The 23732-nt window shown below is 67.7% G+C and carries 22 protein-coding genes and 1 pseudogene; 6 read left to right on the top strand and 17 right to left on the bottom strand.

Annotated elements, in window-relative coordinates; translation table 11 throughout:
* Positions 1-103: 103 nt before the first annotated feature.
* The 3 genes from gatB to gatC are packed head-to-tail and all read right to left on the bottom strand — an operon-like array spanning position 104 to position 3440.
* Positions 104-1615, bottom strand: coding sequence for an Asp-tRNA(Asn)/Glu-tRNA(Gln) amidotransferase subunit GatB (gene gatB, locus ACTHL4_RS05665; RefSeq protein ID WP_440281769.1), 1512 nt, complete (start codon positions 1613-1615; stop codon positions 104-106).
* The gene (gene gatA / locus ACTHL4_RS05660; RefSeq protein WP_440281768.1) at positions 1615-3132 is read right to left on the bottom strand and encodes an Asp-tRNA(Asn)/Glu-tRNA(Gln) amidotransferase subunit GatA; all 1518 of its coding nucleotides are present in this window, start codon (positions 3130-3132) and stop codon (positions 1615-1617) included. The genes gatB and gatA overlap by 1 nt, the downstream gene beginning before the upstream one ends.
* Before the next feature lie 11 nt (positions 3133-3143).
* The gene (gene gatC / locus ACTHL4_RS05655; protein ID WP_440281767.1) at positions 3144-3440 is read right to left on the bottom strand and encodes an Asp-tRNA(Asn)/Glu-tRNA(Gln) amidotransferase subunit GatC; all 297 of its coding nucleotides are present in this window, start codon (positions 3438-3440) and stop codon (positions 3144-3146) included.
* Between the two features lie 169 nt (positions 3441-3609).
* Here gatC and ACTHL4_RS05650 point away from each other — a divergent pair, with 169 nt between their 5' ends.
* A complete protein-coding gene (locus ACTHL4_RS05650) occupies positions 3610-4284 on the top strand; it encodes an AAA family ATPase (protein ID WP_440281766.1) in 675 nt (224 codons plus the stop codon).
* Positions 4285-4391: 107 nt separating this feature from the next.
* Positions 4392-4943, top strand: coding sequence for a YdeI/OmpD-associated family protein (locus ACTHL4_RS05645; RefSeq protein WP_440281765.1), 552 nt, complete (start codon positions 4392-4394; stop codon positions 4941-4943).
* A 32-nt stretch (positions 4944-4975) separates the two neighbouring features.
* Here ACTHL4_RS05645 and ACTHL4_RS05640 read toward each other — a convergent pair whose 3' ends face one another.
* The 3 genes from ACTHL4_RS05640 to ACTHL4_RS05630 form a co-directional block, all read right to left on the bottom strand.
* Positions 4976-5452, bottom strand: coding sequence for a hypothetical protein (locus tag ACTHL4_RS05640; RefSeq protein WP_440281764.1), 477 nt, complete (start codon positions 5450-5452; stop codon positions 4976-4978).
* Between the two features lie 24 nt (positions 5453-5476).
* On the bottom strand, positions 5477-5944 hold the full coding sequence (locus ACTHL4_RS05635; RefSeq protein ID WP_440281763.1) for a mycothiol transferase: 468 nt from the start codon (positions 5942-5944) through the stop codon (positions 5477-5479).
* 195 nt (positions 5945-6139) lie between these two features.
* Positions 6140-6364, bottom strand: coding sequence for a hypothetical protein (locus ACTHL4_RS05630; RefSeq protein ID WP_440281762.1), 225 nt, complete (start codon positions 6362-6364; stop codon positions 6140-6142).
* A 150-nt stretch (positions 6365-6514) separates the two neighbouring features.
* Here ACTHL4_RS05630 and ACTHL4_RS05625 point away from each other — a divergent pair, with 150 nt between their 5' ends.
* A complete protein-coding gene (locus tag ACTHL4_RS05625; RefSeq protein ID WP_440281761.1) occupies positions 6515-7759 on the top strand; it encodes an IS256 family transposase in 1245 nt (414 codons plus the stop codon).
* A gap of 25 nt (positions 7760-7784) precedes the next feature.
* Here ACTHL4_RS05625 and ACTHL4_RS05620 read toward each other — a convergent pair whose 3' ends face one another.
* A complete protein-coding gene (locus tag ACTHL4_RS05620; protein ID WP_440281760.1) occupies positions 7785-7970 on the bottom strand; it encodes a hypothetical protein in 186 nt (61 codons plus the stop codon).
* Positions 7971-8004: 34 nt separating this feature from the next.
* Here ACTHL4_RS05620 and ACTHL4_RS05615 point away from each other — a divergent pair.
* Positions 8005-8277: pseudogene (locus tag ACTHL4_RS05615) on the top strand (transposase family protein); the annotation flags it as partial.
* A 513-nt stretch (positions 8278-8790) separates the two neighbouring features.
* Here ACTHL4_RS05615 and ACTHL4_RS05610 read toward each other — a convergent pair.
* Positions 8791-11556: a hypothetical protein gene (locus ACTHL4_RS05610; RefSeq protein ID WP_440281759.1), complete on the bottom strand. Its 2766-nt coding sequence runs from the start codon at positions 11554-11556 to the stop codon at positions 8791-8793.
* Between ACTHL4_RS05610 and ACTHL4_RS05605 the strand changes: the two genes are divergently transcribed.
* Positions 11549-12037 (top strand): hypothetical protein, encoded by a 489-nt coding sequence (locus tag ACTHL4_RS05605; RefSeq protein WP_440281758.1) that lies wholly within the window; start codon positions 11549-11551, stop codon positions 12035-12037. The two genes, ACTHL4_RS05610 and ACTHL4_RS05605, sit on opposite strands and share 8 nt — an antisense overlap.
* A 143-nt stretch (positions 12038-12180) precedes the next feature.
* Here ACTHL4_RS05605 and ACTHL4_RS05600 read toward each other — a convergent pair whose 3' ends face one another.
* The 6 genes from ACTHL4_RS05600 to ACTHL4_RS05575 form a co-directional block, all read right to left on the bottom strand.
* Positions 12181-12510 (bottom strand): LysR family transcriptional regulator, encoded by a 330-nt coding sequence (locus ACTHL4_RS05600; RefSeq protein ID WP_440281757.1) that lies wholly within the window; start codon positions 12508-12510, stop codon positions 12181-12183.
* Between the two features lie 733 nt (positions 12511-13243).
* On the bottom strand, positions 13244-15364 hold the full coding sequence (gene ligA, locus ACTHL4_RS05595; RefSeq protein ID WP_440281756.1) for an NAD-dependent DNA ligase LigA: 2121 nt from the start codon (positions 15362-15364) through the stop codon (positions 13244-13246).
* A 158-nt stretch (positions 15365-15522) separates the two neighbouring features.
* Positions 15523-16536 carry a methionine synthase gene (locus tag ACTHL4_RS05590; protein WP_440281755.1) on the bottom strand — a complete coding sequence of 338 codons (1014 nt, stop codon included), beginning with the start codon at positions 16534-16536 and terminating at the stop codon, positions 15523-15525.
* Between the two features lie 30 nt (positions 16537-16566).
* A complete protein-coding gene (locus ACTHL4_RS05585; protein WP_440281754.1) occupies positions 16567-17526 on the bottom strand; it encodes a septum formation family protein in 960 nt (319 codons plus the stop codon).
* A 133-nt stretch (positions 17527-17659) separates the two neighbouring features.
* On the bottom strand, positions 17660-18736 hold the full coding sequence (mnmA, locus tag ACTHL4_RS05580) for a tRNA 2-thiouridine(34) synthase MnmA (RefSeq protein WP_440281753.1): 1077 nt from the start codon (positions 18734-18736) through the stop codon (positions 17660-17662).
* Positions 18736-19938 (bottom strand): cysteine desulfurase family protein, encoded by a 1203-nt coding sequence (locus ACTHL4_RS05575; RefSeq protein ID WP_440281752.1) that lies wholly within the window; start codon positions 19936-19938, stop codon positions 18736-18738. Before ACTHL4_RS05575 ends, mnmA begins: the two co-directional genes overlap by 1 nt.
* A gap of 81 nt (positions 19939-20019) precedes the next feature.
* On the opposite strand from ACTHL4_RS05575, the gene ACTHL4_RS05570 reads away from it, so the two are divergent.
* Complete coding sequence (locus ACTHL4_RS05570; protein ID WP_440281751.1) at positions 20020-21096, top strand: hypothetical protein; 1077 nt, start codon at positions 20020-20022, stop codon at positions 21094-21096.
* 75 nt (positions 21097-21171) lie between these two features.
* On the opposite strand, the gene ACTHL4_RS05565 is transcribed toward ACTHL4_RS05570, so the two are convergent.
* From ACTHL4_RS05565 to ACTHL4_RS05555, 3 genes are all read right to left on the bottom strand, one after another.
* On the bottom strand, positions 21172-22128 hold the full coding sequence (locus ACTHL4_RS05565) for an electron transfer flavoprotein subunit alpha/FixB family protein (RefSeq protein ID WP_440281750.1): 957 nt from the start codon (positions 22126-22128) through the stop codon (positions 21172-21174).
* 116 nt (positions 22129-22244) lie between these two features.
* Positions 22245-23030 carry an electron transfer flavoprotein subunit beta/FixA family protein gene (locus tag ACTHL4_RS05560; RefSeq protein WP_440281749.1) on the bottom strand — a complete coding sequence of 262 codons (786 nt, stop codon included), beginning with the start codon at positions 23028-23030 and terminating at the stop codon, positions 22245-22247.
* A 186-nt stretch (positions 23031-23216) separates the two neighbouring features.
* Positions 23217-23585 (bottom strand): hypothetical protein, encoded by a 369-nt coding sequence (locus ACTHL4_RS05555; protein WP_440281748.1) that lies wholly within the window; start codon positions 23583-23585, stop codon positions 23217-23219.
* Positions 23586-23732: the final 147 nt, after the last annotated feature.

Below are 23732 nucleotides of genomic sequence, written 5' to 3'. Positions count from 1 at the left end.
CGACTTTCCTGTCCATTAAACTAATCTCTGCCCTCTCCCGCTGTTGCCGCCGCGGCACCCACGTCCACGGGCGCCCCGCGGCGACAACTGCGTCGCTCGCCGGTCAGGTGAGCTTGGTGAGGATCAGCTCGCGCGCCTTGGCGGCGTCGGCCTGTCCCTTCAGCTCCTTCATGACCTGACCGATCAGCGCGCCGGCGGCGTTGAGTTTGCCGTCCCGGACCTTGGCGGCGATGGGTTCGTTGGCGGCGATGACCTTGTCGACCGCAGCCTCCAGGGCGCTGTCGTCCTGGACCAGCTCCAGGCCGCGGGCGTCGGCGACTGCGGTCGGCGAGCCCTCGCCGGCGATGACACCGTCGAGAACCTGGCGGGCCATCGAGTCGTTGAGCCGGCCGTCCTTGATCAGGCCGTCGAGTTCGGCGACATACGCGGGGGTGACGTTGAAGTCCGCCACGCTCTTGCCCTCGGCGTTGGCGCGGCGGGCCAGCTCGCCGGTCCACCACTTGCGCGCGCCGGCGGGTGTTGCGCCGGCGGCGACGGACTCGTCGATCAGGTCGATCGCGCCGGCGTTGATCACGTCACGCATCTCCAGATCGCTGTAGCCCCAGTCTCTTTGCAGCCGCTTGCGGCGCTGGGCGGGCGGCTCGGGCAGCGTGCCGCGCAGCTCCTCCACCAGCTGCGCCGACGGCGCGACGGGCACCAGGTCCGGCTCGGGGAAGTAGCGGTAGTCGTCGGCGTCGGACTTCGGACGGCCGGCGGTGGTCACGCCGGTGTCCTCGTGCCAGTGCCGGGTCTCCTGGGTGATCGAGCCACCGTCGTCGAGGATGGCCGCCTGCCGGCTGATCTCGTAGCGGACGGCCCGCTCGATGGAGCGCAATGAGTTGACGTTCTTGGTCTCGGTGCGGGTGCCGAGCTGCTCGACGCCCTTGCGGCGTAGCGACACGTTGGCGTCGCAGCGCACCGAGCCCTGCTCCATCTTCACGTCGCTGATGCCGAGCGCCTTGACCAGGTCGCGGAGGGTGGCGACATACGCCCGGGCGATCTCCGGTGCCCGATCCCCTGCGCCCTCAATGGGTTTGGTGACGATCTCGATGAGCGGGATGCCGGCGCGGTTGAAGTCGACGAGGGAGTATTCGGCGCCCTGGATGCGGCCGGTGGCGCCGCCGACGTGCAGCGATTTGCCGGTGTCCTCCTCCATGTGGGCGCGTTCGATCTCGACGCGGAAGGTCTCGGTGCCCTGGCCGGAGGCGGCCGGGACCTCGACGTCGAGGTAGCCGTCGAAGCAGATCGGCTCGTCGTACTGGCTGGTCTGGAAGTTCTTGGGCATGTCCGGGTAGAAGTAGTTCTTCCGGGCGAAGCGGCACCACGAGGCGATGGTGCAGTTGAGCGCGAGGCCGAGCCGGATGGCGGACTCGACGGCCTTGCCGTTGACGACCGGGAGCGCGCCGGGCAGGCCGAGGCAGACCGGGCAGACCTGTGAGTTGGGATCGGCACCGAAACCGGTCGCGCATCCGCAGAACATCTTGGTCGCGGTGTTGAGCTCGACGTGGACCTCGAAGCCCATCACTGGGTCGTATGTCGCCAGAGCCTCGTCGTAGTCGACGACTGCGTCGGTCATCAGCCCACCACCTTTGCTGTCAGGGCCGGCGCTTGCGCCAGGATCGGTGCTCCCCACTTGTCGTGCAGTGCCGCCTCGAGGACAGCGGCCGCACGGTAGAGCCGCTCATCCTTCGTGGCAGGCGCGAGAATCTGGAAACCACTGGGCAGACCGTCCTCGGCGGCAAGTCCGTTGGGGATCGAAATGCCAGGAACGCCAGCCAGATTGGCCGGGATCGTCGCGACGTCGTTGAGGTACATCGCCATCGGGTCGTCCAGCTTCTCGCCGAGCTTGAACGCCGTGGTCGGTGCGGTCGGGGTGACCAGCACGTCGACCTTCTCGTAGGCGGCGGCGAAGTCGCGCGCGATCAGCGTGCGCACCTTCTGCGCCTGGCCGTAATAGGCGTCGTAGTAACCGGCCGAGAGGGCGTAGGTGCCCAGGATGACGCGGCGCTTGACCTCGTCGCCGAACCCGGCCTCGCGGGTCGCGGCCATGACCTGCTCGGCGCTGGGGCTGTCGACACCCTCCGGAGCGACTCGCAGCCCGTAGCGCATCGCGTCGAAGCGGGCCAGGTTGGAGCTGGCCTCGCTCGGCAGGATCAGGTAGTAGGCGGCCAGGCCCTTCTCGAAGCTCGGGCAGCTCACTTCGACGACCTCGGCTCCCCGGTCGACCAGCAGCTGCACCGACTCCTCGAAGAGCTGCTTGACGCCGGGCTGGAAGCCGTCGCCCGAGATCTCCTTGATGACACCGATCCGCATTCCGGACACGTCGCCGTGGCGGGCGGCCTCGACCACCGCGGGGACGGGTGCGTCGATGGACGTGGAGTCCATCACATCGTGGCCGCCGATGACCTCGTGCAGCAGGGCGGCATCGAGCACCGAGCGGGTGCACGGGCCGGCCTGGTCCAGCGAACTCGCCAGTGCGATCAGGCCGTAGCGGGAGACGCCGCCATACGTCGGCTTGGTCCCGACCGTGCCGGTCACGGCCGCGGGCTGGCGGATCGAGCCGCCGGTGTCGGTGCCGATCGCGAGCGGCGCCTCGAACGCGGCCACGGCCGCGGAGGAGCCACCGCCGGAACCGCCGGGCGTGCGGTCCAGGTCCCACGGGTTGTGCGTGGGGCCGTATGCCGAGTGCTCGGTCGAGCTGCCCATCGCGAACTCGTCCATGTTGGTCTTGCCCAGGATCGGCATGCCGGCGGCCCGCAGCTTGGCGACCACCGTGGCGTCATACGGCGGGATCCAGCCCTGCAGCATCTTGCTGCCGGCCGTGGTCTCCAGACCCCGGGTCGCGAGCACGTCCTTGACCGCGATCGGGACACCGGCGAGCGGGGCGAGCTTCTCCCCCGCGGCGCGCGCGGCGTCCACCGACCGCGCCGTGGCGAGCGCGCCGTCGGCGTCTACCTGCAGGAAGGCGTGGATGTCCCCGTCGATCTCGGCGATCCGGTCCAGGTGTGCCTGGGTGACCTCCACCGAGGTGGTGTCTCCGGCGGCCAGTGCGTCGGCGATCTCGGCAGCCGTGAGCCGGGTGTAGTCGGTCATCTTCTCGGCTCTCATTCCTCGTCCAGGATGCGCGGCACGGCGAACCGCTCGGCCTGCGCGTGCGGGGCGGCGGCCAGCGCCTGCTCGGGCGTCAGGCTCGGTCGGACCTCATCGTCGCGGGTGACGTTCTCCAGCGGCAGCGGGTGGGACATCGGCGGAATGTCCTCGGTCGTGATCTCGCCGACGGTGGCCACGAACCCGACGATCTGGTCGAGTTGACCGGCCAACCGGTCGAGCTCGTCGTCGGTGAGCTGTATGCGGGCGAGCATGGCGACGTGGGCCACCTCGTCGCGGGAGAGGTCAGACATGGTGGCCAGTCTATTTCGCGCCACTCGGCGCATTTCGCCCGGCTCGGGCAGGTCGCCCGATACCTTCGGGGACCACACTGATCACCTGCAGTGATACAACTTGATAGCAAATCAAAGTTTCTTCCCGAAGTCGACCCAGGTCCTCTCACCCGAGGCACAGGAGGCTGTCATGCCAGGCATCACCATCTCGTCCGGATACGGCGCAGGCGGCGGGGTCGTCGCCCCGCGGGTCGCTGAGCGACTCGGCTTCCGGATGCTGGACCGGGCGATCAGCGCCCGGGTGGCCGCGGATCTGGACGTGTCGCTGCAGGAGGCGCAGGAGGGCGAGCGCAAACTGAGCTTCGCCGACCGGTTCTTCCGCAACCTGGCACCACTGGCCGACACCATCAGCGGTGGTGCCGCGATCGCCGCGGCCGACGGCGCCGCGGCAGAGGAGTTTCGGAACGAAGCCGACAACATCATGCGCGAGGCGCTGGCCGACGGTGCGGTGATCCTCGGCCGAGGTGGTGCAGCCGCCCTGCAGGACCGCACCGACGTGTTGCGGATCCGTCTCTACGGCAGCCCCGAGGAACGCATCAAGGCCGCGGAGAAGTTCGGCGAGGGCAAGGTCACCCCCGAGCAGGCGGAGCAGAACCTCGAGAAGGTCGACACCGCCCGCGCGAAGTACGTGCAGCACCTCTACTGCCGTGACATCGACGACCCGACGCTCTACCACCTGCAGCTCAACACACCGCTGCTCGAGCTCGACCAGTGCGTCTCGATGATCATCGACGCCTACCGCGCCTTCGCCGCGGACCCAGGCGCCGCCGGCGACACGCCGACATACGGCCCCGACGCCGACTGAGACGTGGTGGAGGCCGCGCCGGCGTGCACCTCCTGCCGTGCGCATCGTGCGGTTGCGGTGCGCTCGTTCGGCACGACGCGCCGCTCCGGTTCTCCTAACCTTGATGTATGGCGACCAACGCACACCCGATCACTGTGACGTGTACTGTTCCGACCGAGTTCATCGGCGACCGGATGATCGTCCGGCTACCGGCGCAGGCCAGCGCCGAGTTGCCGTCGCGCGGCCAGATCGCCGCGACCGTCACGGTGAACGACGCGCCGTACCCGACGGTGATCGAACCCGACGGGCGCCGCGGCCACTGGATCCCGATCGCCGAGGGGCTGCGCAGTGAGCTCGACCTGGCGGCGGGCGACACCGTACGCCTGAGCGTCGAGCCGACCAAGACCTGGCCGGAACCCGATGTCCCCGAGGATTTCTCGGCCGCGCTGGCCGATGCGGCGGACCTGACCGAGACCTGGCAGGACATCACGCCGATGGCGCGGTGGGAATGGGTGCGTTGGATCAACGCGACGAAGAACCCGGTCACCCGGGACCGTCGCGTCGAAGTGGGCATCTCCAAGCTGCGCTCCGGAAAGCGGCGCCCGTGCTGCTTCGACCTGTCCTCGTGCACTGACCCCGAAGTCGCCAAGAGCGGGAAGCTCGTCGATCCGGAGCGGTGACCCGGTGCGCCGCAGCGCCCGCTCCGGGGCAGTCAGTGCGTGAGGGCCTGCAGGACGATGCCGGTCGGCACACTGACCAGCAGGACGATCACCACTGCGCGCATCGTCCACACCAGCCAGTTCGACGGCACGTGCGTCGTGGTTCGCAGCAGCAACACCACGGTCACCACCAGCAGCAGGCATCCGAGATAGAGGAGCGGCCGCACGTCGGTCAAGGTCCCCGCGACCACGGCCGCGTTGCCGAGATTCCAGCAGCACAGCTGTGCCCAACGGATGCCGAGCGGCACGGTGCCTGCGGTCAGCACCGCCTGGCCGAGACCGAGCACGCCCTGCGCGACACCGGCGACTAGCACCAGGTAGGCGACCGCCCAGCTGCTGTGATAGCTCGCCGTCGGTGCTGCCGCCGCGGACACCAGCCCTGCGGCGATCACCAGCGCGAGACCGATGACGACGAACGGCGTGGCAGCCCGGGCAGTCGCCGAACTGGGCCACAGGTCAGGCGCTTTCACGTGCCCGACAGTAGTCCGGTGCCTTCAGCGACCACGCACGATGTCGGCCGTGAGATCGAGATGCCCGCGGTGCTGGGCCAGCTCCTCGTAGACGTGCAGCAGCACCCCACCCTGCGTGCGCACCTCGTCGCGGTCCATGTTGCGCTCCTCCAGCGGCCCGCGGGGCAGCGAGTCGCCGTCGAACCCGCGCAAATCGGCACCGAACGACGCGCGCTGCCGCGTCACCAGATCGATCAACTCCTCGACCGTCCCCGACGACGTGAACTCCGCGGGGCGGTCCCGCGTGATCGGCCGGTCGGCGAGCACCTGACCGCCCCAGAACTCCAGGACACCGCAGCAGTGCCGGACGATCTGGTATGCCGTGTTGCCACCAGGCAGGCCCGTCTCGGCATTGGCGAGGTCGTCACCCAGGTCCCGCAGGGTTGCCGTCATACCGTCCAGCGCGCGGTCGACGTGGACGAGTACCACGTCCAGTGGAACAGCTTCGCTCATCTGAAACTCCTTGTGACATCGGTGGATTCGGGACATCGTCTCCGTGTAGGCGCGTTCCGACAGCGTTGGCTGATGAGTTTGGCACCGTCCCGCATTCGAAATGTGGGTGAGTCACGGGAGCGCCTGGCGGGCACTGTCATCACGCAGTCAGCCGCCGTGCCGTATGCCGAATCGTCGCGCGGTTCATTGCCTCGCTTACGGCGCTCCGAACCTCTGCCACAGCTCGGCACGGTCTGGTTCCTCGACCGGCTTGGCCGCAAACACCTGCTCGTCGTACTCGAATCTGCTCTGTTCGAGTTCGGCCACCGCGTACCAACCTGGCCCGTAGTCCTCGTCCGGTTCATCACGCCGGCCGTCGACCCAGTTGACCTGGTACCAAAGCCACTCGCGCTCCACCCAGAAGACAGGAAAGCTACGCATGCGGCTGACCTGGGTTGTCAGGAACGCCAGTTGAGTCCCGCATAGTGGTGTAGCGCGGTCGCCGTGATCGTCCTGGTAGTGGACGTGGTGCGGCCACCGCGTGATCCTTCGAGTGAACCTCTCACAGCACTCTCGAATGGAGTCATCACGATGACCGCACCACACATTGTCGACCCTGCTGGCGTCCTGGGCGAAGCCCTGACCGAAGCATCACCGGATCTGATGCGTTCGCTGTTGCAAACGATGATCAACGCGTTGCTGTCCGCGGACGCTGACGCGGTCGTGGGCGCCGAGTACGGCCGCCCGACTCCGGGCCGGACCGCGCAACGCAACGGATATCGCCACCGCAGCCTGGACACGAGGGTCGGCACGATCGACGTGGCCGTCCCGAAGCTACGCACCGGGACCTACTTTCCCGAGTGGCTCCTGGAACGCCGCAAACGCACCGAGGCGGCGCTGATCACCGTGGTCGCCGACTGCTACCTCGCAGGGGTGTCCACCCGGCGGATGGACAAACTCGTCAAAACGTTGGGCATCGACTCGTTGTCCAAGTCGCAGGTATCTCGGATGGCGACCGACTTGGACCAGATCGTCGAAGAGTTCCGGCACCGGCCGCTGGCCGATGCCGGGCCGTTCACGTTCGTGTCGGCGGACGCGTTGACGATGAAAGTCCGTGAAGGCGGGCGGGTCATCAACGCCGTCGTGTTACTGGCGACCGGCGTCAACGGCGACGGGCACCGCGAAGTCCTGGGCCTGCGCGTAGCCACTAGCGAAACTGGGCCGGCGTGGAACGAGTTCTTCGCCGACCTGGTCGCCCGCGGCCTGACCGGTGTCCGACTGGTCACCTCTGACGCCCACCACGGCCTGGTCGAAGCGATCGCGGCCAACCTGCCCGGCGCGTCCTGGCAACGCTGTCGCACGCACTACGCGGCGAACCTGATGTCGGTGACCCCGAAGAGCATGTGGCCGGCGGTCAAAGCGATGCTGCACAGCGTGTACGACCAACCCGACGCGGCCAGTGTGCACGCCCAGTTCGACCGCCTCCTGGACTACGTCCAAGAGAAGCTGCCCGACGTGCACGCCCATCTTGATGCCGCGTCCGCTGACATCCTGGCGTTCACCGCGTTTCCCAAAGACGTGTGGACCCAGATCTGGTCCAACAACCCCACCGAACGGCTCAACCGAGAGATCCGCCGCCGCACCGACTCCGTGGGCATCTTCCCCAACCGGGCCGCGATCGTGCGCCTCGTCGGAGCCGTCCTCGCCGAGCAAACCGATGAATGGGCCGAAGGCCGCCGCTACCTCGGCCTCGACGTCCTGACCCGATGCCGCATCAACCTCGTCACCACCGAACCCGAGATCGGAGCTGATCAACTACCCGAACTGACCGCCTGAAACCCAACAAGGAGAACGCAGCCCGCTACACCACTAACAGGGACTTGACCTCCACTTCTTGGTCATGCGCGGGCATCGCCTTCAACTTGCTCTTACGGGCCGCGACCCGCCAGTCGATCTTGGCGAGGTCCGGATCACCGATGATCTCCGGCCGCTTCGCGACACCTTGATACCCGGAGTCGGCGTAGCCGACCTCGTCATCGGGTCGCATCAGGTTCGCGGCCTCGGTGATGTCCGCAACGTTGGCCGCCGTCAAGGGACTGCCCACCCTGACCGACAAGGGCTACGCCGGTGCCGGCATCGGCATCCACGTGCCGATCAAGGGACGCAAGCTCGCTGTCGACAACCAGACCGCGAACCTATCGATCACCGCGCTGCGCGCACCCGCCGAACGAGCCAATGCCCTGCTCAAATCCGGATGGAAAGCACTACGCCGCATCAGCCTGTGCCCCTGGCGAATCGGCAACATCGTCGCCGCCGCACTCGTCCTCACGACCATGCAACGAGGCCGCTGGTGAGAAAACCTCAGTGTCGGGGTTAGCTGTGAGTATCGCTCCCCGAAAGTCACGGCTGTATACTCATAAATATGTCAGACTCCAGTCACAATGAAAACACAGATGATGAACGGGTAGAACTCCTGGCTCGTCGACTTTTTAGGTTGGACGCTTCGTCCGGCGCCAGCGGACATGGCGAATTACTACTGTCGTCGCATATTCGTTCATCTCTCTTTGCCTCTTGGGATAACGCAGATTCTGCCACTAAAGACGCTTATAGGAAGAGCGCGCGGCGGTCGCTTAACTCCGACAGTACTTGAAGGTGCTTCAATCGAGCCGTTCTTCTTTAAGGTACCTATCGAGACGCGATAGGCGACGGGCCCTGTAGATACCTGTACTGAGTCCTACCATAGCCGCAACTAGCAAAATCAGACCAATTAAAAGATGGCCCTTGCCAATGATAATCATCGCAGTTAGTGCAAGGAATACTGGAACTAGTACGACATAGATCAGTTTATATGCTCTTGTCATCTTGGCTCAATCATCCAGCTGGTTTGCTCCATCGACAATCGCGTAAATTCCAGCTCCAGCAACCCCAGCTCCGAAAAGCCCAAGGCCCACTCCGCAAGGTACGCAACCAACGGCGGTCGCAGCTACTGCACCTTCTTCAATGAACGAAGATACCTCGAGAGCCGCTGCGCCGGCGAATATTTCAGCTGCGCCGCTAAAGATCGAGCGACCTGCGGGGTCGATGTTGTTGATGGGGTCGTCGCCGGTGTAGGTGTAGGGGTTGGCGCGGTTGGGGTTGTTGAGCATGGTGATGGGGTCGACGGTGGTCCAGGTGCCGGTGGTGGTGTCGTTCCAGCGGGCGCCGCGTTTCCACCAGGCGAACCCGGGGACGGCTTGGTTCCCGATACCGAGAGTTGTCCACGGGGACTCGTTTCCTCCACTGGCGGCGGAGGTGACCATTTTCGACGCGCTCTTCTTGGCGGTGGACGCATCGTCGTGCGGGAACCAGGCGCCCCACGGATCGGGGTCGATGGTGCCGTTGACGGTGCCGTCCGCCTTCAGCGTCGCGCGAGTTTGGCCGAGCCCGTCGTACATGACATAGAAGCTATTGCCGTCCTGGGTGAAGTCGATCGGCTGACCAGCCGCGTCGTTGTGGAAGGTAACTGACGTGTTTGAGGCACCGGTCTGAGTGAAGGATTCCACGGTGGGTGTGCCGGCCTGGTCTGCCCGGCCGAACACGTAGTTGGTGGTGCCGTTCTGGCTGTTCTGCTGGATCAGTTCGTCCTGAGTATCGCCGGCATACAAGAACGTCGCGTCCGCCTGTGACGTCTTCTGCGTGATCATCTGGCCGGCACTGTTGTAGGTCATGTCACCTCCGCCCTTGGCGTCCTTGGTGCGCCGGCCAGCCTTGTCGTCGGCGTACCCAGAGGAACTGATCTCGTTGTCGGCGTTGAACGTCAACGACTGTGTCGTCTTACCGTCCGTGGTGACCTTGGTCCGGTTTCCGCTCTTGTCATAGGTGTAGACGTAGTCCTTGCCGAGCCAGTTGGTGGCCTTGGTGAGCCGGTTCTGGGTGTCGTACGTCAACGTGGTCGTCTTGTCACTGGAAGCGTTGTTGTTGGTGATCGACTGAATCAGCGCGGTATCGGAACCGCTCTTGGCGTAGGAGTACGAGCTGTCGAAGACTCGCGTGGAATCCGAGTTGTTCCTCGCGGTCCAGGTGCGGGTCAGCCGCCCGGACTTGTCGAACTCGTTGTGGGTGTGCGCCGCGAACGTGGAGTGATCGGCGTTGGTGTGCCACCACGTGTCGGTCCGGTGGTCGTTGTCGTCATACGCGAACCGGGTGACCTTGCCCGTGCTGTCGGTCATGGACGTCAACCGATTCGCCGCGTCGTAGGTGTACTTCGTGGTGTCGGACCCGATGGTCCGGGAGATCATGTTCCCGGCCTTGTCGTACCCGTAGCTGATCGTGCTCGCTGGCGGCGCCCCAGCGGTCATCGGGGTCGTGGCAATCGAGGCCAGGTTGCCCCGGTTGTCGTACCCGTAGGTGACTTTCTGGTTGCCGTCGGTGCGCGTCTGTAGCCGTTCGGCGTCCGTGTAGGCGTAGTTGACCGTCACGTCCGCACTCTTGGACCGGGTGACGTGGTCCAGAGCGTCGTAGCTGTAGTCCGTTTCCTGTCCGGCACCATTAGTGATCGACGTCGCCGGAACACCTGAAATCGTCGTCGGTCCCAGCTTTGACCCGTCCGGTGGGGTGATCTTGGTGATGTACTTGCTGTCAGGGTCGTTCGTGTAGGTGGTCTTGTGACCCGCTGGGTCGGTCGAGCTGGCTAGGGTGCCATCAGAGTTGAAGTGCACCTGCGCGTTGGCGCCACCGTTGGCGGTGGTCGAGGCCGGGTTGCCGGCACCGTCGTACGTCATGACCGACTTGTTGCCCTGGGCGTCCGTGCTGCTGACCTGGTTGTACGCGCTCTTCCCAGTGCCGTAGGTGGCCTTCTGCGTGGCACCGGTCGGGGAGGTGGACTGTGTCACCGAGTGGCCACCGTTCACCCCGGACGAGTAGTCGTTCGTGGTTTTCCCGCCGACCCCGTTGGTGGCGGAGGCAACATCGTTGAACGAGGTGTAGGTCGCGGACTGCTCGTGCCCGAGCGGGTCGACCGCCTTGGACACCAGCTTGGTCTCCGCGTCGACCGTGTATGCCGTGTGCGGCACGTCGGCCACGGCCTGGGACTGGTTCGTGTTCGGGTCCGCCACGTCAGTATGCGTCGCCGAGACGTACGAGAACCGGGTGACGGTCTGGTCGGAGCCCTTTCCCTGTGACACCGAGGTCACCCGGTGCGAAGAGTCGTACACAAACTCGGTCGTCAGGCCGTCCCCATCGGTGATCGAGGCCAGATCACCGGCCGAAGAGTACGTAAACGACGCCTCCGTCGTGGGGAACGGCCAATGTCCCACAAAACCCTGCGCGGACTGCTTGATCGCGATCAGCCGACCCGAGTCGTCGTAGGAGTAGTCCACCCTCGCCGGGACTCCGATACCGGTATGACGTGGACCAATGTGGTCCGTGATGCTCGAGATGAAACCTTTGTCGTCGTGGGTCACATCCACCTCAAACCCGGCTCCGGTCTTAATTGAGGACACGTTCCCGCTGGTGTAGGTGATCGTGGTGTCGTTGCCGTTACGGTCGGTGATCTTGTCCAAATGACCGCTGGCGGTGAAGTGCATCTTCTGCAACGACGGCACATCGGTCACCGTCCAGGTGCCGTCACTGTTCTTGGTCAGTGTCTTGTTCATCGTCGACGGTGGCGTGTACCCGCCGCCACTGGCGGCCTTGAACAAGCCTTGCTCCGAATCGGAGGCCAGGAACAGCACAGACCCGTCATCGTTCGCGATCAACCGGGTATCCGTACCAAGCGGCACAAACCAGCCCTTACCAGCATCCGCCGTCGTAACCGCCGACCCCGACCCCAATGTCAACGAGTTGTACGCCAAACCCAACGGCTGCAACTGCCCATTGATTGCAGGCACGTTCCAGTCATGCGTGGAGACCATCAGGTTTCCGGTCCCGACATCGACTGATGCCGACACCTGCGGACTGATCTGGAACGGCACCCGCGTGGCCGACTTCCGCACCCCGGTCAGCGTCGCCGACGCTACCGACGCCGCGTGCGCGGCCGGTGCCGCGCATACCCCTGCTGTGGCCACCAGCCCGGTGGACACCACGGCAACCAACAATGAACGACACGGCACACGACGCATCAAATTCCCCTTCTAGTGACGGTCCAGCCGCAACCCTTGCTCCCCGACGGCCCCCTGTAGGTCGTCTATGTGTCCGGCCAGTGCATGCACCCTCCTCCCCGCAGGCCACATCTGTCCCAGGAACGGCAAGGGTGGGTGAAAATCACCCACCCGCTGGCGTCACGGCCCTTGATCTGCTATGCGCGAGGCTTTCGCCTCTACCTCGTCCACCGCATCCACGGCATGTTCGGCCTCCGGCTCAAGCTGCTCCCCGGCCCGGCTCAACGGCCCGGTCCCTTCCTCGCCATGACGCCGTAACAGCCGAAGCCGCAGCTGCTGCTCCAACGAACGCACCTGGGATCTCACGGTCGAGGGATCGTAATGCTGCTCCCGCGCAGCGGACCGCACGCTCCCCCGCCGCGCGACCGCCACAAACGCACGCAACCCCTGCAACTTCCGAATCACTTGAACCCCTCCTGAACGATCCGGTCGCCTCACCGTCGAAACCATCTTCGCCGATGGCACTGCCTCGGTGGTCGCTACACAGACTTGCCCCCCGCTGCCGACCCCAGTGCGCCATAGAAAGCTGCGAAAAGACCGCCACCAAGCGTCCACAATCACACGGCTGGACACCCGGGACGCGGACGCCCTACGGCACACAGCGGCACAGTGCCTGGGACGGTTCACGCAGTGGAGTGCGTCCGGGCGGGCGGCTCGTTCGACACTGACCCAGGCGACCAGAGCACTTGGTCTCGATACACCTCCCCCGCTTCGCTCCTCCGGCACTCGACCAGCGTGCTCGACCTCGCTCCTCCGGCACTCGACCAGCGTGCTCGACCGTGCTCCTCCGGCACCCTTCGATACGCCTGCGGCCGGAGACCGCGATCAGGCAACCCAGACGGCCAGCCCGACCACAGACCGACCGGACGACCGCGGTGTCGAGCGGGTCGTCCGAACGGACCTATGAAACGGAACGGAGCGCTAGCGGAGTGCAGTGGAGTGCGTCCGGGCGGGCGGCTCGTTCGACACCGACCCAGGCGACCAGAGCACTTGGTCTCGATACACCTCCCCCGCTTCGCTCCTCCGGCACTCGACCAGCGTGCTCGACCTCGCTCCTCCAGCACTCGACCAGCGTGCTCGACCTCGCTCCTCCGGCACTCGACCCGCGTGCTCGACCTCGCTCCTCCGGCACCCTTCGATACGCCCTCGGCCGGCGCCTCGGGCTACTCAGCACGACGCTCGATCAGCGGGCGTCGTCCTCGGAGTCCGGCGGGCCGTTCTCGAGCAGCGCGACGAACCCGTCCTCGTCGAGCGTGGGCACGCCGAGCTGCTCCGCCTTGTCGGCCTTGGACCCGGCGTTGGCGCCGAGCACGACATACGAGGTCTTCGTGGAGACCGAACCGGCCGCCTTGCCGCCGTGGGCGATGATCGCCTCCTTGGCCGAGTCGCGGGAGTAACCCTCGAGTGAGCCGGTGACCACCACGGTCAGCCCGGCGAGGGTCTGCGGGATCGACGCGTCGCGCTCGTCGGCCATCCGGACGCCGTCCTCGGCCCAGCGCTCGACGATCTGACAGTGCCAGTCGACATCGAACCAATCGACGACCGCCTGGGCGATGACTCCGCCAACGCCCTCGGACGCCGCCAATTCCTCGACACTCGCGGTGCGGATCGCCTCGATGGAGCCGAACTCCGTCGCCAGCGCGCGGGCCGCCGTCGGCCCGACGTGCCGGATCGACAGCCCGACGATGACCCGCCAGAGCGGTTGATCCTTGGCCTTCGCGAGGTTGTCCAGCAGCCGGACACCGTTGGCGGACAACACCTTCCCGTCGACGATCGTGTCGGCCGGATCCGACTTCTTGGCGGCCCGCGTGTAGACCGGCACCTGCACCAGCTGCTCCCGGGTGAGCCGGAAGAGGGTCGACTCGTCGGTGATCACATCGGACTCCAGCAGCGCGACGGCGCCCTCCCAGCCGAGGGCGTCGATGTCGAACGCGCTCCGGCCGGCGAGGCTGAAGAGTCGCTCGCGCAGCTGCGACGGGCAGGTGCGCGAGTTGGGGCACCTGATGTCCTTGTCGCCCTCCTTCTCGTAGGCCAGCTCGGTGCCGCAGGAGGGGCAGTGCGTCGGCATCACGAACTCACGCTCGCTGCCGTCGCGCAGGTCCACGACCGGTCCGAGGATCTCGGGTATGACGTCGCCGGCTTTGCGCAGCACCACGGTGTCGCCGATCAGCAAGCCCTTGCGCTTCACCTCGGAGGCGTTGTGCAGCGTGGCGTTGGCGACGGTGGAGCCCGCCACCACCACCGGCTCCATCACCCCGAACGGTGTCACCCGGCCGGTGCGGCCGACATTGACCTCGATGTCGAGCAGCTTGGTGTTGACCTCCTCCGGCGGATATTTGTAGGCGATGGCCCAGCGCGGGGCACGCGACGTCGAACCGAGCGCGCGCTGCACCGGCACCTCGTCGACCTTGACCACGACACCGTCGAGTTCGTGCTCCACCGAGTGCCGGTTGGCGCCGGCCCAGGCGACATACGCCTGGACCGCGTCGGCGGTGTCGACCACCCGGTAGTGGGTGGACACCGGCAGCCCCCAGTCCCGCAGCAGGTCGTAGGCCTGCGATTGACGCTGGATGTCGAACCCGCGCCGGGCGCCGATCCCGTGCACCAGCATCCGCAACGCCCGGCTCGCGGTCACCCGCGGATCCTTCTGCCGCAGCGAACCGGCAGCGGTGTTGCGGGGGTTGGCGAACGGCGCCTTGCCCGACTCCACGAGCGCGGCGTTGAGCTGCTCGAAGTCGGACATGCCCATGAAGATCTCGCCGCGGACCTCGACCAGGTCCGGGATGTCGTCGCCGGCGAGTTTGTGCGGAATGCCTTCGACCGTGCGGACATTGGAGGTGACGTCCTCGCCGGTGGTGCCGTCGCCGCGGGTGACGCCACGCACCAGCCGGCCCTTCTCGTAGGTCAGGTTGATGGCCAGCCCGTCGATCTTCAACTCGCACAGGAAGTGCAACGGCTGATCGCCGACGTCGCGCTGAACGCGGCCGATCCAGGCGTCCAGCTCCTCCGCGCTGAACACGTTGTCCAGGCTGAGCATCCGCTCCGCGTGCTTGACCGCGGTGAAATCGGTGGTGAAAATCGCGCCGCCGACCTGCTGGGTCGGGCTCTCGGGTGTGCGCAGCGCGGGGTATCGATCCTCGATGTCGCCCAGCCGCCGCATCAGCGCGTCGTATTCGCCGTCGCTGATGGTCGGCGCGTCGCGCACGTGATAGGCGAACTGGTGACCGCGCGCCTCCTCGGCGAGCTCGGTCCACTCGTGCCGCACGTCTGTGGGTATGCCGTCGATCTCGGTCACGGCTGCCATCCTGCCGTATGGCGCCGACGGCACTGGTCTCGATACGCTCCTTCGTCGCTACTCGACCAGCGTGCCTAATCGATCAGCGTGCCTAATCGATCAGCGTGCCTAATCGATCAGCGTGCCTACTCGATCAGCGTGCCTACTCGATCAGCGTGCCTACTCGATCAGCGTGCCGCCAGGTCGCGAAGGGCGTGCGCGGCATCGACGGTCAGCCGTCCGATCCGCGAGGCGTCGGCGGGCCTGACACCGGCCAGTCCGCAGGCCGGCGTGACGACCACGCGTTCGAGCAGCGCCATCTCGAGTCCGACCCGGTGCCATTGCTCGGTGAACGGTGCGGTCACCTGCTGGAACGACGGCCGGGCCCGGTCCGGGGCGGGGACCGTCGGGACCAGTCCGGCCCACAGACGGCGCCCGGACTCGACCAGCTCCGCGATGCCGTCCCACTGCGCGGGCCGCACCAGCGAGGTGTCGAGCGCCAGGTCCAGGCCGGCGACCTGACGCACCAGCGGAACCGGCACATCCGCCGCACAGCAGTGCAGCACCTGGGAATCTGCTTGTCCGGCAACAGTTTCGGTCAAGTGCAGCAGACCGTCACGCGCCACGTTGGCGTCGACGGAGCGAATCCGCCCGAAGCCGGACACGGTCGGCAGACGGCCGGCCAGCACAGCCGGCAGCGCCGGCTCGTCCCACTGCACGATCGGTACGGCGCCCGGCACCAGCCGGCGCACCTGTGCCACGTGTTCTGCCGCAGTGTCCGCCAGCGACTGCACGATGTCCCGCGTCGCGCCGGCATCGCTGACCACACGCTCGCCCCGCGGCAGTGCCAGGGTGGCCGCCAACGTCCACGGACCGCACAGTTGCAGCTTCAGCGGCCCGGCATAGCCGTCATACACCTCGGCCAGCACGTCCAGGTCCTGGCGCAGGAAGGCGCGTGCCCGCGACGCGTCGCGGCCCGCACCGTCGGTGAGCCGCCAGCCGGCGGGCTGCAGGTCGATTGCCAGGCCGATGAGTTGTGCCGCGGTGCGGCCGATCAGGTCCGCGCCCGGTCCGCGGCCGGGCAGCTCCACGACATAGGGGATGCCGTCACCGTCGTACAGTTCGCGCACGGCGCGGGCCGCACCCTCGACGTGGTTGCCGGGGAGCGAGCCGATGCCGCTGGCCGGCACTGCGTCAGTCATGTGTGGTGCCTCGCGAGGTCGGAACGGAAGTCAGCGGTACTGCGACAAGGGCTTGTTCTTGATGCCCTGCAACGGTTTGCCGAACGTGCCCTGGGTGGCCTCCACGAAACACGCGGTCAACGTCGTACCCCGCTTCCAGCCTTCCCTGCCGGTGCTGTTGACGGCGGCGATCACGTCGCCGCGCGTGCCCCCGAGGTAGCTCTTGGCCAGCGGCACGCACTTCTTCAGTGCCCGCTTGTCGACCTCCGCGCTGCCGGGGTATGTGCCGTCCGCCGCGCCGATCACGTAGCCGCCGATGGTCTCGGCCTTGTGCGGCCGGCTGCACGGCACGATGTGCGGCGAGTCGGTCTTGCTCGGGCGATCGCTGGTGCAGATCCGGTAGTCGGTGTAGCCGGTCTGCTTGAGCCTGTTCTTGAGGCCGTAGGTGATCTCTTCGTAGCCGGAGTCGTCCGGCTTGGCCACGCCGATGGCGCAGACGATCTGCTCGGCCGCGTTCGGGTCCGCCGCGGCGGGCACCGCCTGGTCGAGGATCCGCGAGAAGGCACCACTCGGGCTGCCGACGTATGCCGCCACCTCGTTGTTGCAGGTCCAGGTGCGCAGCACGCCACGCTTGACGATGTCGTCGGCGTCCTTGGTCGTCTTGACGACCGACATGATCTCCAGCTCGTGCTTCCGGCTGCACGGGATGACCTGCCAGTTGGTCGTGTCGTCGATGCACTGTCCGGGCGCGAACGCGACGGCGCTGGTGGTGTCGGTCGATGACGGACTCGACGGAGCACTCGAGGACCCGGGCGAGGTGTCGCTGCTGGATGACGCCGACGTCCTGGGCGACGTCGGGTCGGCGGTCGAGGTCGCGCTGGTGCCGTCCGCCGTCGGCGCGACGACCGTGGGCGAATCGCTGCCGCCGCAGGCGGCGAGTCCGAGACACAGGGTGCCGATCGTGGCGAACGCCAGCAGCGGTCGCATCGTGCGGTGGTCAGTCAAAGCCATGGCGTGATCCCCTTGTGGTCCTTCGATCCGCGGCAACGATAGCCGGTGGCGTGTCCGCCCTCCCCACCCTGACGGTCCCCGGGCGGCATCGGTTGCACCGGATCCGCACACCCCGCCGGCGTCGGTGGACCGCTCAGGCGCGGTCGGTCCCGGTGATCGTCGCGGATCCGACGACGCGGGTCCCGTCATACAGCACCACGGACTGGCCGGGCGCCACGCCGCGCGCGCGGCGGTCCAACCGCACCGTCACCCGGTCTCCGTCGGCCACCGCGGTAGCGGCGAATTCCTCACCGTGAGCTCGTAATTGGGCACCGACGTGTAGCGCACCGGCCGGCGCCGGGCCGCACCAGCGGGCATGATCGCCGACCACGACGTCGATGCCGAGCAGGTCCTCGGTGCCGACGACCACGGTGTTGGTGCCGGGCCGCACGTCGACGACGTAGCGCTTTGCGCCGTCCTCACGCGGCACCTTCAGACCGAGCCCGCGCCGCTGTCCGACCGTGTAGGCGAAGGCGCCGCGGTGCTCGCCCACGACCTCGCCATCGGTGTCGACGATGTCGCCGGGCTGCTCACCCAGCCGCTTGGTCAACCAGCCCTTGGTGTCGCCGTCGGCGATGAAGCAGATGTCGTGACTGTCCGGCTTCTTGGCGACCGAGAAGCCGCGCGCCGCGGCCTCGTCGCGGATCTGTGGCTTGGTCGTGTCGCCCAGCGGGAAGAAGGACCGGGCCAACTGGTCGGCGTCGAGCACCCCCAGCACGTAGGACTGGTCCTTGGCCATGTCGACCGCACGGTGCAACTCACGCCCGCCGGGGCCGTCGACGATCTGTGCGTAGTGGCCGGTCGCCACGGCATCGAAGCCGAGCGCGAGCGCCTTGTCCAGCAACGCCGCGAACTTGATGCGTTCGTTGCACCGCAGGCACGGGTTCGGGGTGCGTCCGGCGGTGTATTCGGCGACGAAGTCCTCGACGACGTCCTCCTGGAACCGCTGGGCCATGTCCCAGACGTAGAAGGGTATGCCGACCTTGTCGGCCACCCGGCGGGCGTCCCCGGCGTCCTCGATGGTGCAACAGCCGCGGGCGGATTCGCGCAGTGTCGCGGCGGATTGGGACAGTGCGAGGTGTACGCCGACGACCTCGTGGCCGGCGTCGACCATCCGGGCCGCCGCGACCGCCGAGTCGACGCCGCCGCTCATCGCGGCGACGACCCGCATCAGCGACCACCCCTGCTGGCCGAGCGTGCCCGGCGGGCCCGATCGACGGCGGCCGGCAGTGTCTCGAGGAAGGCTGCGACGTCCGCGTCGGTGGAGCTGTGCCCCAGGGTCAGCCGCAGCGCACCTCGTGCGTCGTCCTCGCTGATGCCCATGGCCAGCAGCACGTGGCTGGGCTGCGGGACACCGGCCTGACACGCCGACCCGGTCGAGCACTCGATCCCCGCGGCGTCGAGCAGGTAGAGCAGGGAATCGCCGTCGCAGCCGGGGATCCGCAGATGCGCGTTGCCGGCCAACCGGGCCGACACGTCGCCGACCTCGTGCGCACCGGTCACCCGGATGTCCAGTCCCAGGTCCAGGGCGCCGCGAATCAGCTTGTCCCGCAACGCCGCCAGCTTCTCCTGTTCCTGGGACAGCTGCTCCGTGGCGAGGGTCGCCGCGAGCGCCATACCCCTGATCCCGGCGGTGTTGAGCGTGCCACTGCGCAGTTGGCGCTCCTGTCCCCCGCCGTGGGTGAGCGGCGTCAGCGACGCGTCGCGGCGGGCCAGCAGCACGCCGACGCCCTGCGGACCGCCGAACTTGTGGGCGCTCGCCGTCAACAGGTCGGCACCGGACGCCGCGAAGTCCACCGGCAACTGCCCGATCGCCTGCACCGCGTCGGTGTGCATCGGTATGCCGTATTCGTGCGCCACCGCGGCCACCTCGGCCACCGGCTGCACGGTGCCCACCTCGTTGTTGGCCCACATCCGCGACACCATCGCCACCGATGCCGGGTCGCGCTCGATCAGCTGACGGAGCTGGGCGGCGTCACTGCGGCCCGAGGCGTCCACCTCGATCCAGTCGACGACCGCGCCCTCGTGGTGGACCAGGTGCTCCACGGCGTCCAGCACCGCGTGGTGCTCGGTGGCACCGACCAGCAGCCGGTTGCGTCGCCGGTCCTCGCCGTGGCGCTGCCACCAGGTGCCCTTGATCGCCAGGTTGTCGGACTCGGTGCCGCCGGAGGTGAACACCACCTCCGAGGGACCGCAGCCGAGTGCCTTCGCCACGTCTTCGCGGGACTCCTCGACGACTCTGCGGGCGGCTCGGCCCACGGTGTGCAACGAGGACGCGTTGCCACCGGTGGCGAGTTGCTCGGCGATCGCGCTGATGACCTCCGGCCGGGTCGGTGTGGTGGCCGCGTGGTCGAGGTATGCCGAAAACTTCACCCGTCAAGGGTACGCGCGGTCGCGGCGGCCGACGCCCTCCGGTGAACCCGCCGCGGAGCGGCATTTGCGAGACTGTGCGGCGTGCCCGTTCCTGTCCGCCACCTGTCCGCACGGTGCAGCGCCGTGGCCGCGGCCCTGTGCGGAGCCGCCCTGGCTCTGACCGGCTGCGGCTCCGGCGGCCAGGGCACCAGCCGCCCGTCCGCGCCCGCCTCCACCACGCCGACCGCCTGCTCCGCCCACGCGGCGCCGGCCCTGACCGGCGACACCGTGCCCTTCGGGACGGCCGCGCCGACCGGCCCCTCGTCGGCCCTGCAGGTCGGCGCGGGGGCACCGCAGTTCAGCGCCATACCGTCCGACCAGCCGGGGTACCGGCTGGTCCGGGTGCCGATCCGGGCGAGTGTGCGCACCAACGGCACCTTCGCGGTCGATCACTCGCAGTTCCTGCTGGTGGACCGCGCCGGGCGCGGCTGCGCGCAACCGGCGATCAACCCGCTGGACGACGGCTTCGTGGCGCTGACGGTCGACGAGTCGCACGCCGCAGCCGGATCGGTGGCGTTCCTGGTGCCCTCGAGCACGATGCTGTCCCGGCTGAGCGTCCGGTATCTGCCCGCGGCCGGGGCCGGCTCGGCCAGCCTGGCCTGGAAGGCCGGCGCGGCGACCCCGTCCGCGACCGCTCCGGCCACCGGTTGCGACGGCGCCGCGTCGAAACTGTCGACCAGAGGCAGCACCCGCAAGGACTTCGGCGCGACCATCAGCCACGGCGACAGCGTCGTCTCACAATCGGTGCGGGCGAGCACACCCACACGCCGCGCCTTCACGCCCGGACCCACCCAGCCCAACGACATGGACGCGATCGACATCACGCTGCACGTGACGGCCACCGGCGCGGACGCGTATGTCGACCGCCGTTCCTTCGTGCTCATCGACGGTTCCGGCCGACGGTGCCGCAGCAACACCGCACTCGGCAGCCAGGGCGAAACCCTCACCAGCGCGCTGGTGAAGAAGGGGCACTCGCACGACTACCGGATCGTCTTCTGGGCGCCGAAGGGCAGCGCCGTGCACGGTCTGCGGCTGGTCCAGCTGGCCACACCCGGCGGGACGAAGGCCCGGTCGGTGTGGTCCGACGCGAAGCTCACGCTGCAGCCGCTGCCGCACTGACTGCGCAGAACGCACGCAGCGGCATGGGGTCTGGGATCCCCATGCCGCTCCGTGCGTCGGTGTGCCGGTCGATCGTCAGGCTTTGGCCTTCTTGATCGCTTCGTCGGCCTGCGGCAGCACGGTGAACAGGTCACCGACGACGCCGAAGTCGACCAGCTCGAAGATCGGTGCCTCCTCGTCCTTGTTGATCGCCACGATCGTCTTGGACGTCTGCATGCCGGCACGGTGCTGGATCGCACCCGAGATGCCGCATGCGACATACAGCTGGGGGCTGACCTGCTTGCCGGTCTGGCCCACCTGGTTGGCGTGCGGGTACCAGCCGGCGTCGACCGCCGCACGCGAGGCACCGACCGCGGCGCCCAGGGTGTCGGCGAAGGCCTCCACCGGCGAGAAGTCGCCGCCGGTGCCGCGACCACCGGAGACCACGATCTGTGCCTCGGTCAGCTCCGGGCGACCGGACTTGGCCTTCGCCTCGGTGCCGGTGATCTTCGCGGCCTTCGCCACGTCCGACACCGTCACCTCGACCGGCACGACCGTTGCGCCCGCCTGCGATGCCTGCGGAGGCGTCGCGTTGGCCTTGACCGTCACGATCGCCGGGGACTTGGTGACCACCGAGGTCACCGTGTAGTTGGAGGCGAACGCCGCCTGCGTCGTGGTCACGCCGTCGTCGCCGGCCGTCACGTTGGTCGCGTCGGTGATCAGGCCGCCGCCGGTCTTGACCGCCAGCCGGCCGGCCGCTTCCTTGGTCACGCCGCCCGTGGGCAGCAGGATGGCCGCCGGGGAGGCCTGCTGCGCCACCGCGGCCAGCGCCTCCGCCAAGGGCGCTGCGACCTGACCGGTCACGTCGGGGTTGTCGACGACGTAGACCTTGCCGGCACCGAACTGCGCCAGCCGCGGACGCGCCGCCTCCACGTTGCCGCCCACGAAGACCGCCGCCGGTTCGCCCAGCGCACGGGCGAGCGTCAGCAGCTCCGCGGTGTTCTTCTTGACCTGCCCGTCGGTGTGATCCACCAGAACCAGGACTTCAGCCATGTTGAAACTCCTTGCAATCCAATGTCATGGGCAGGTATTCCGGCTCCGGCCGGACTCGCGGGCTCGTTCGTCCCGGCATCGTCATACCTGCTCGCGAAAGTCAGTCGGAAACGGTGTCAGACGAGCTTGGCCTTGGCGAGGAACTCAGCCAGCTGGTTGCCGCCGTCGCCCTCGTCGGTGACGATCTCGCCTTGTTCCCGCGGCGGACGGGCCGTGAACGACACGACCTTGGTGGACGCGTTGTCCAGGCCGACCTGCCCGGCGTCGACGCCCAGGTCGGCCAGCGACCACGTCTCCACCGGCTTCTTCTTGGCCGCCATGATGCCCTTGAAGGAGGGGTAGCGCGGCTCGTTGATCTGGTCGGTCACCGAGACCACCGCCGGCAGCGGCGCCTCGAAGGAGTCCGACGCGGTGTCGCTGTCGCGACGACCCTTGACCACGCCGTCGCCGACCTCCAGGGTCGACAACTGCGTCACCTGCGGCAGGCCGAGCCGCTCGGCCAGCATCGCCGGCACCACGCTCATCGTGCCGTCCGTGGAGGCCAGACCCATCAGCACCAACTCAGGGGTGCCGCCGGCGGCCTTCGTGACCGCCTCGGCCAGCACCAGGGACGTGGCCGGTGCATCGCTGCCGTGGATCGCATCGTCCAGCACGTGCACACCCTTGTGCGCACCCATCTGCAGCGCCTTCTTGATCGCGTCGGCGGCACCCTCGGGACCGACCGTCACGACAGTGACCTCACCGTCGCTGCCCTCGACGATCTTCAGGGCCTCCTCGACGGCATACTCGTCCAGTTCCGACAACAAACCGTCCACGTTCGAACGATCCGTCGTGTTGTCCTCGGTGAACGTGCGATCCGCTTGCGCATCCGGCACGTACTTGACACAGACCACGATGTTCATGCGTCTATCGTCCTCTTCCCTCAGGGTGCGAGATCTGACGTGAGTCAGCGTTCGTGGGCGGACGCACGCGGCGCCCTTTCCTGCGGCGATGGTATGCCGCGGGTCGTCTGCCCGGTGACGTACCGCATGCTACCGGTGAGTAACAAACCGGTCGCGAGTGACCCGGAAGCGGGTGGGAGCGACCGGTCAGCGGTGCCGCAACCAGATGGCGATCATGCCCACGACGGTGAGCGCCACGATGATCCACGGCGCGAGCTTGTTGAGCACGAACTGCAGAGCGGTCAACTGCTGCCCCGGGGCGACCACGTAGACGTCCGACCGCGACCCGGCGGCCAGATCGAAGACAGCGGCGCCGACGACGATCACCGCACCGATCACGAAGATGACCCACGGCGGAGCCCCGACCGTGCTGTCGACGCCCTGGGCGATGCCGGTCCAGCCGAGGAGGGCCACGAACATGCCCACCAGTCCCACCACGGCAACCGCGATCGCCACCAGGCGGCTGCGCTCGGCAGCGGCGCTGCCCGGCGCCACCGGCACGTGATCGGTACTCATGGATCGTTCACCAGCTCTCAACTGTCTTCGTCTCACACCACCGGGGCCGGGGGGGGAGCCCGCACTATCGCCCCCCCCGGCCCCGGCGGGGGGCGCGGACCAGCGCCGGGCGGGGCGGAGTCGGGGGGGGCGCCGCGCCCGGGTCGG

Source organism: Flexivirga sp. (assembly GCF_051955415.1).
Lineage (GTDB): Bacteria > Actinomycetota > Actinomycetes > Actinomycetales > Dermatophilaceae > Flexivirga.
This window is presented reverse-complemented; position numbering and strand designations above follow the sequence as displayed.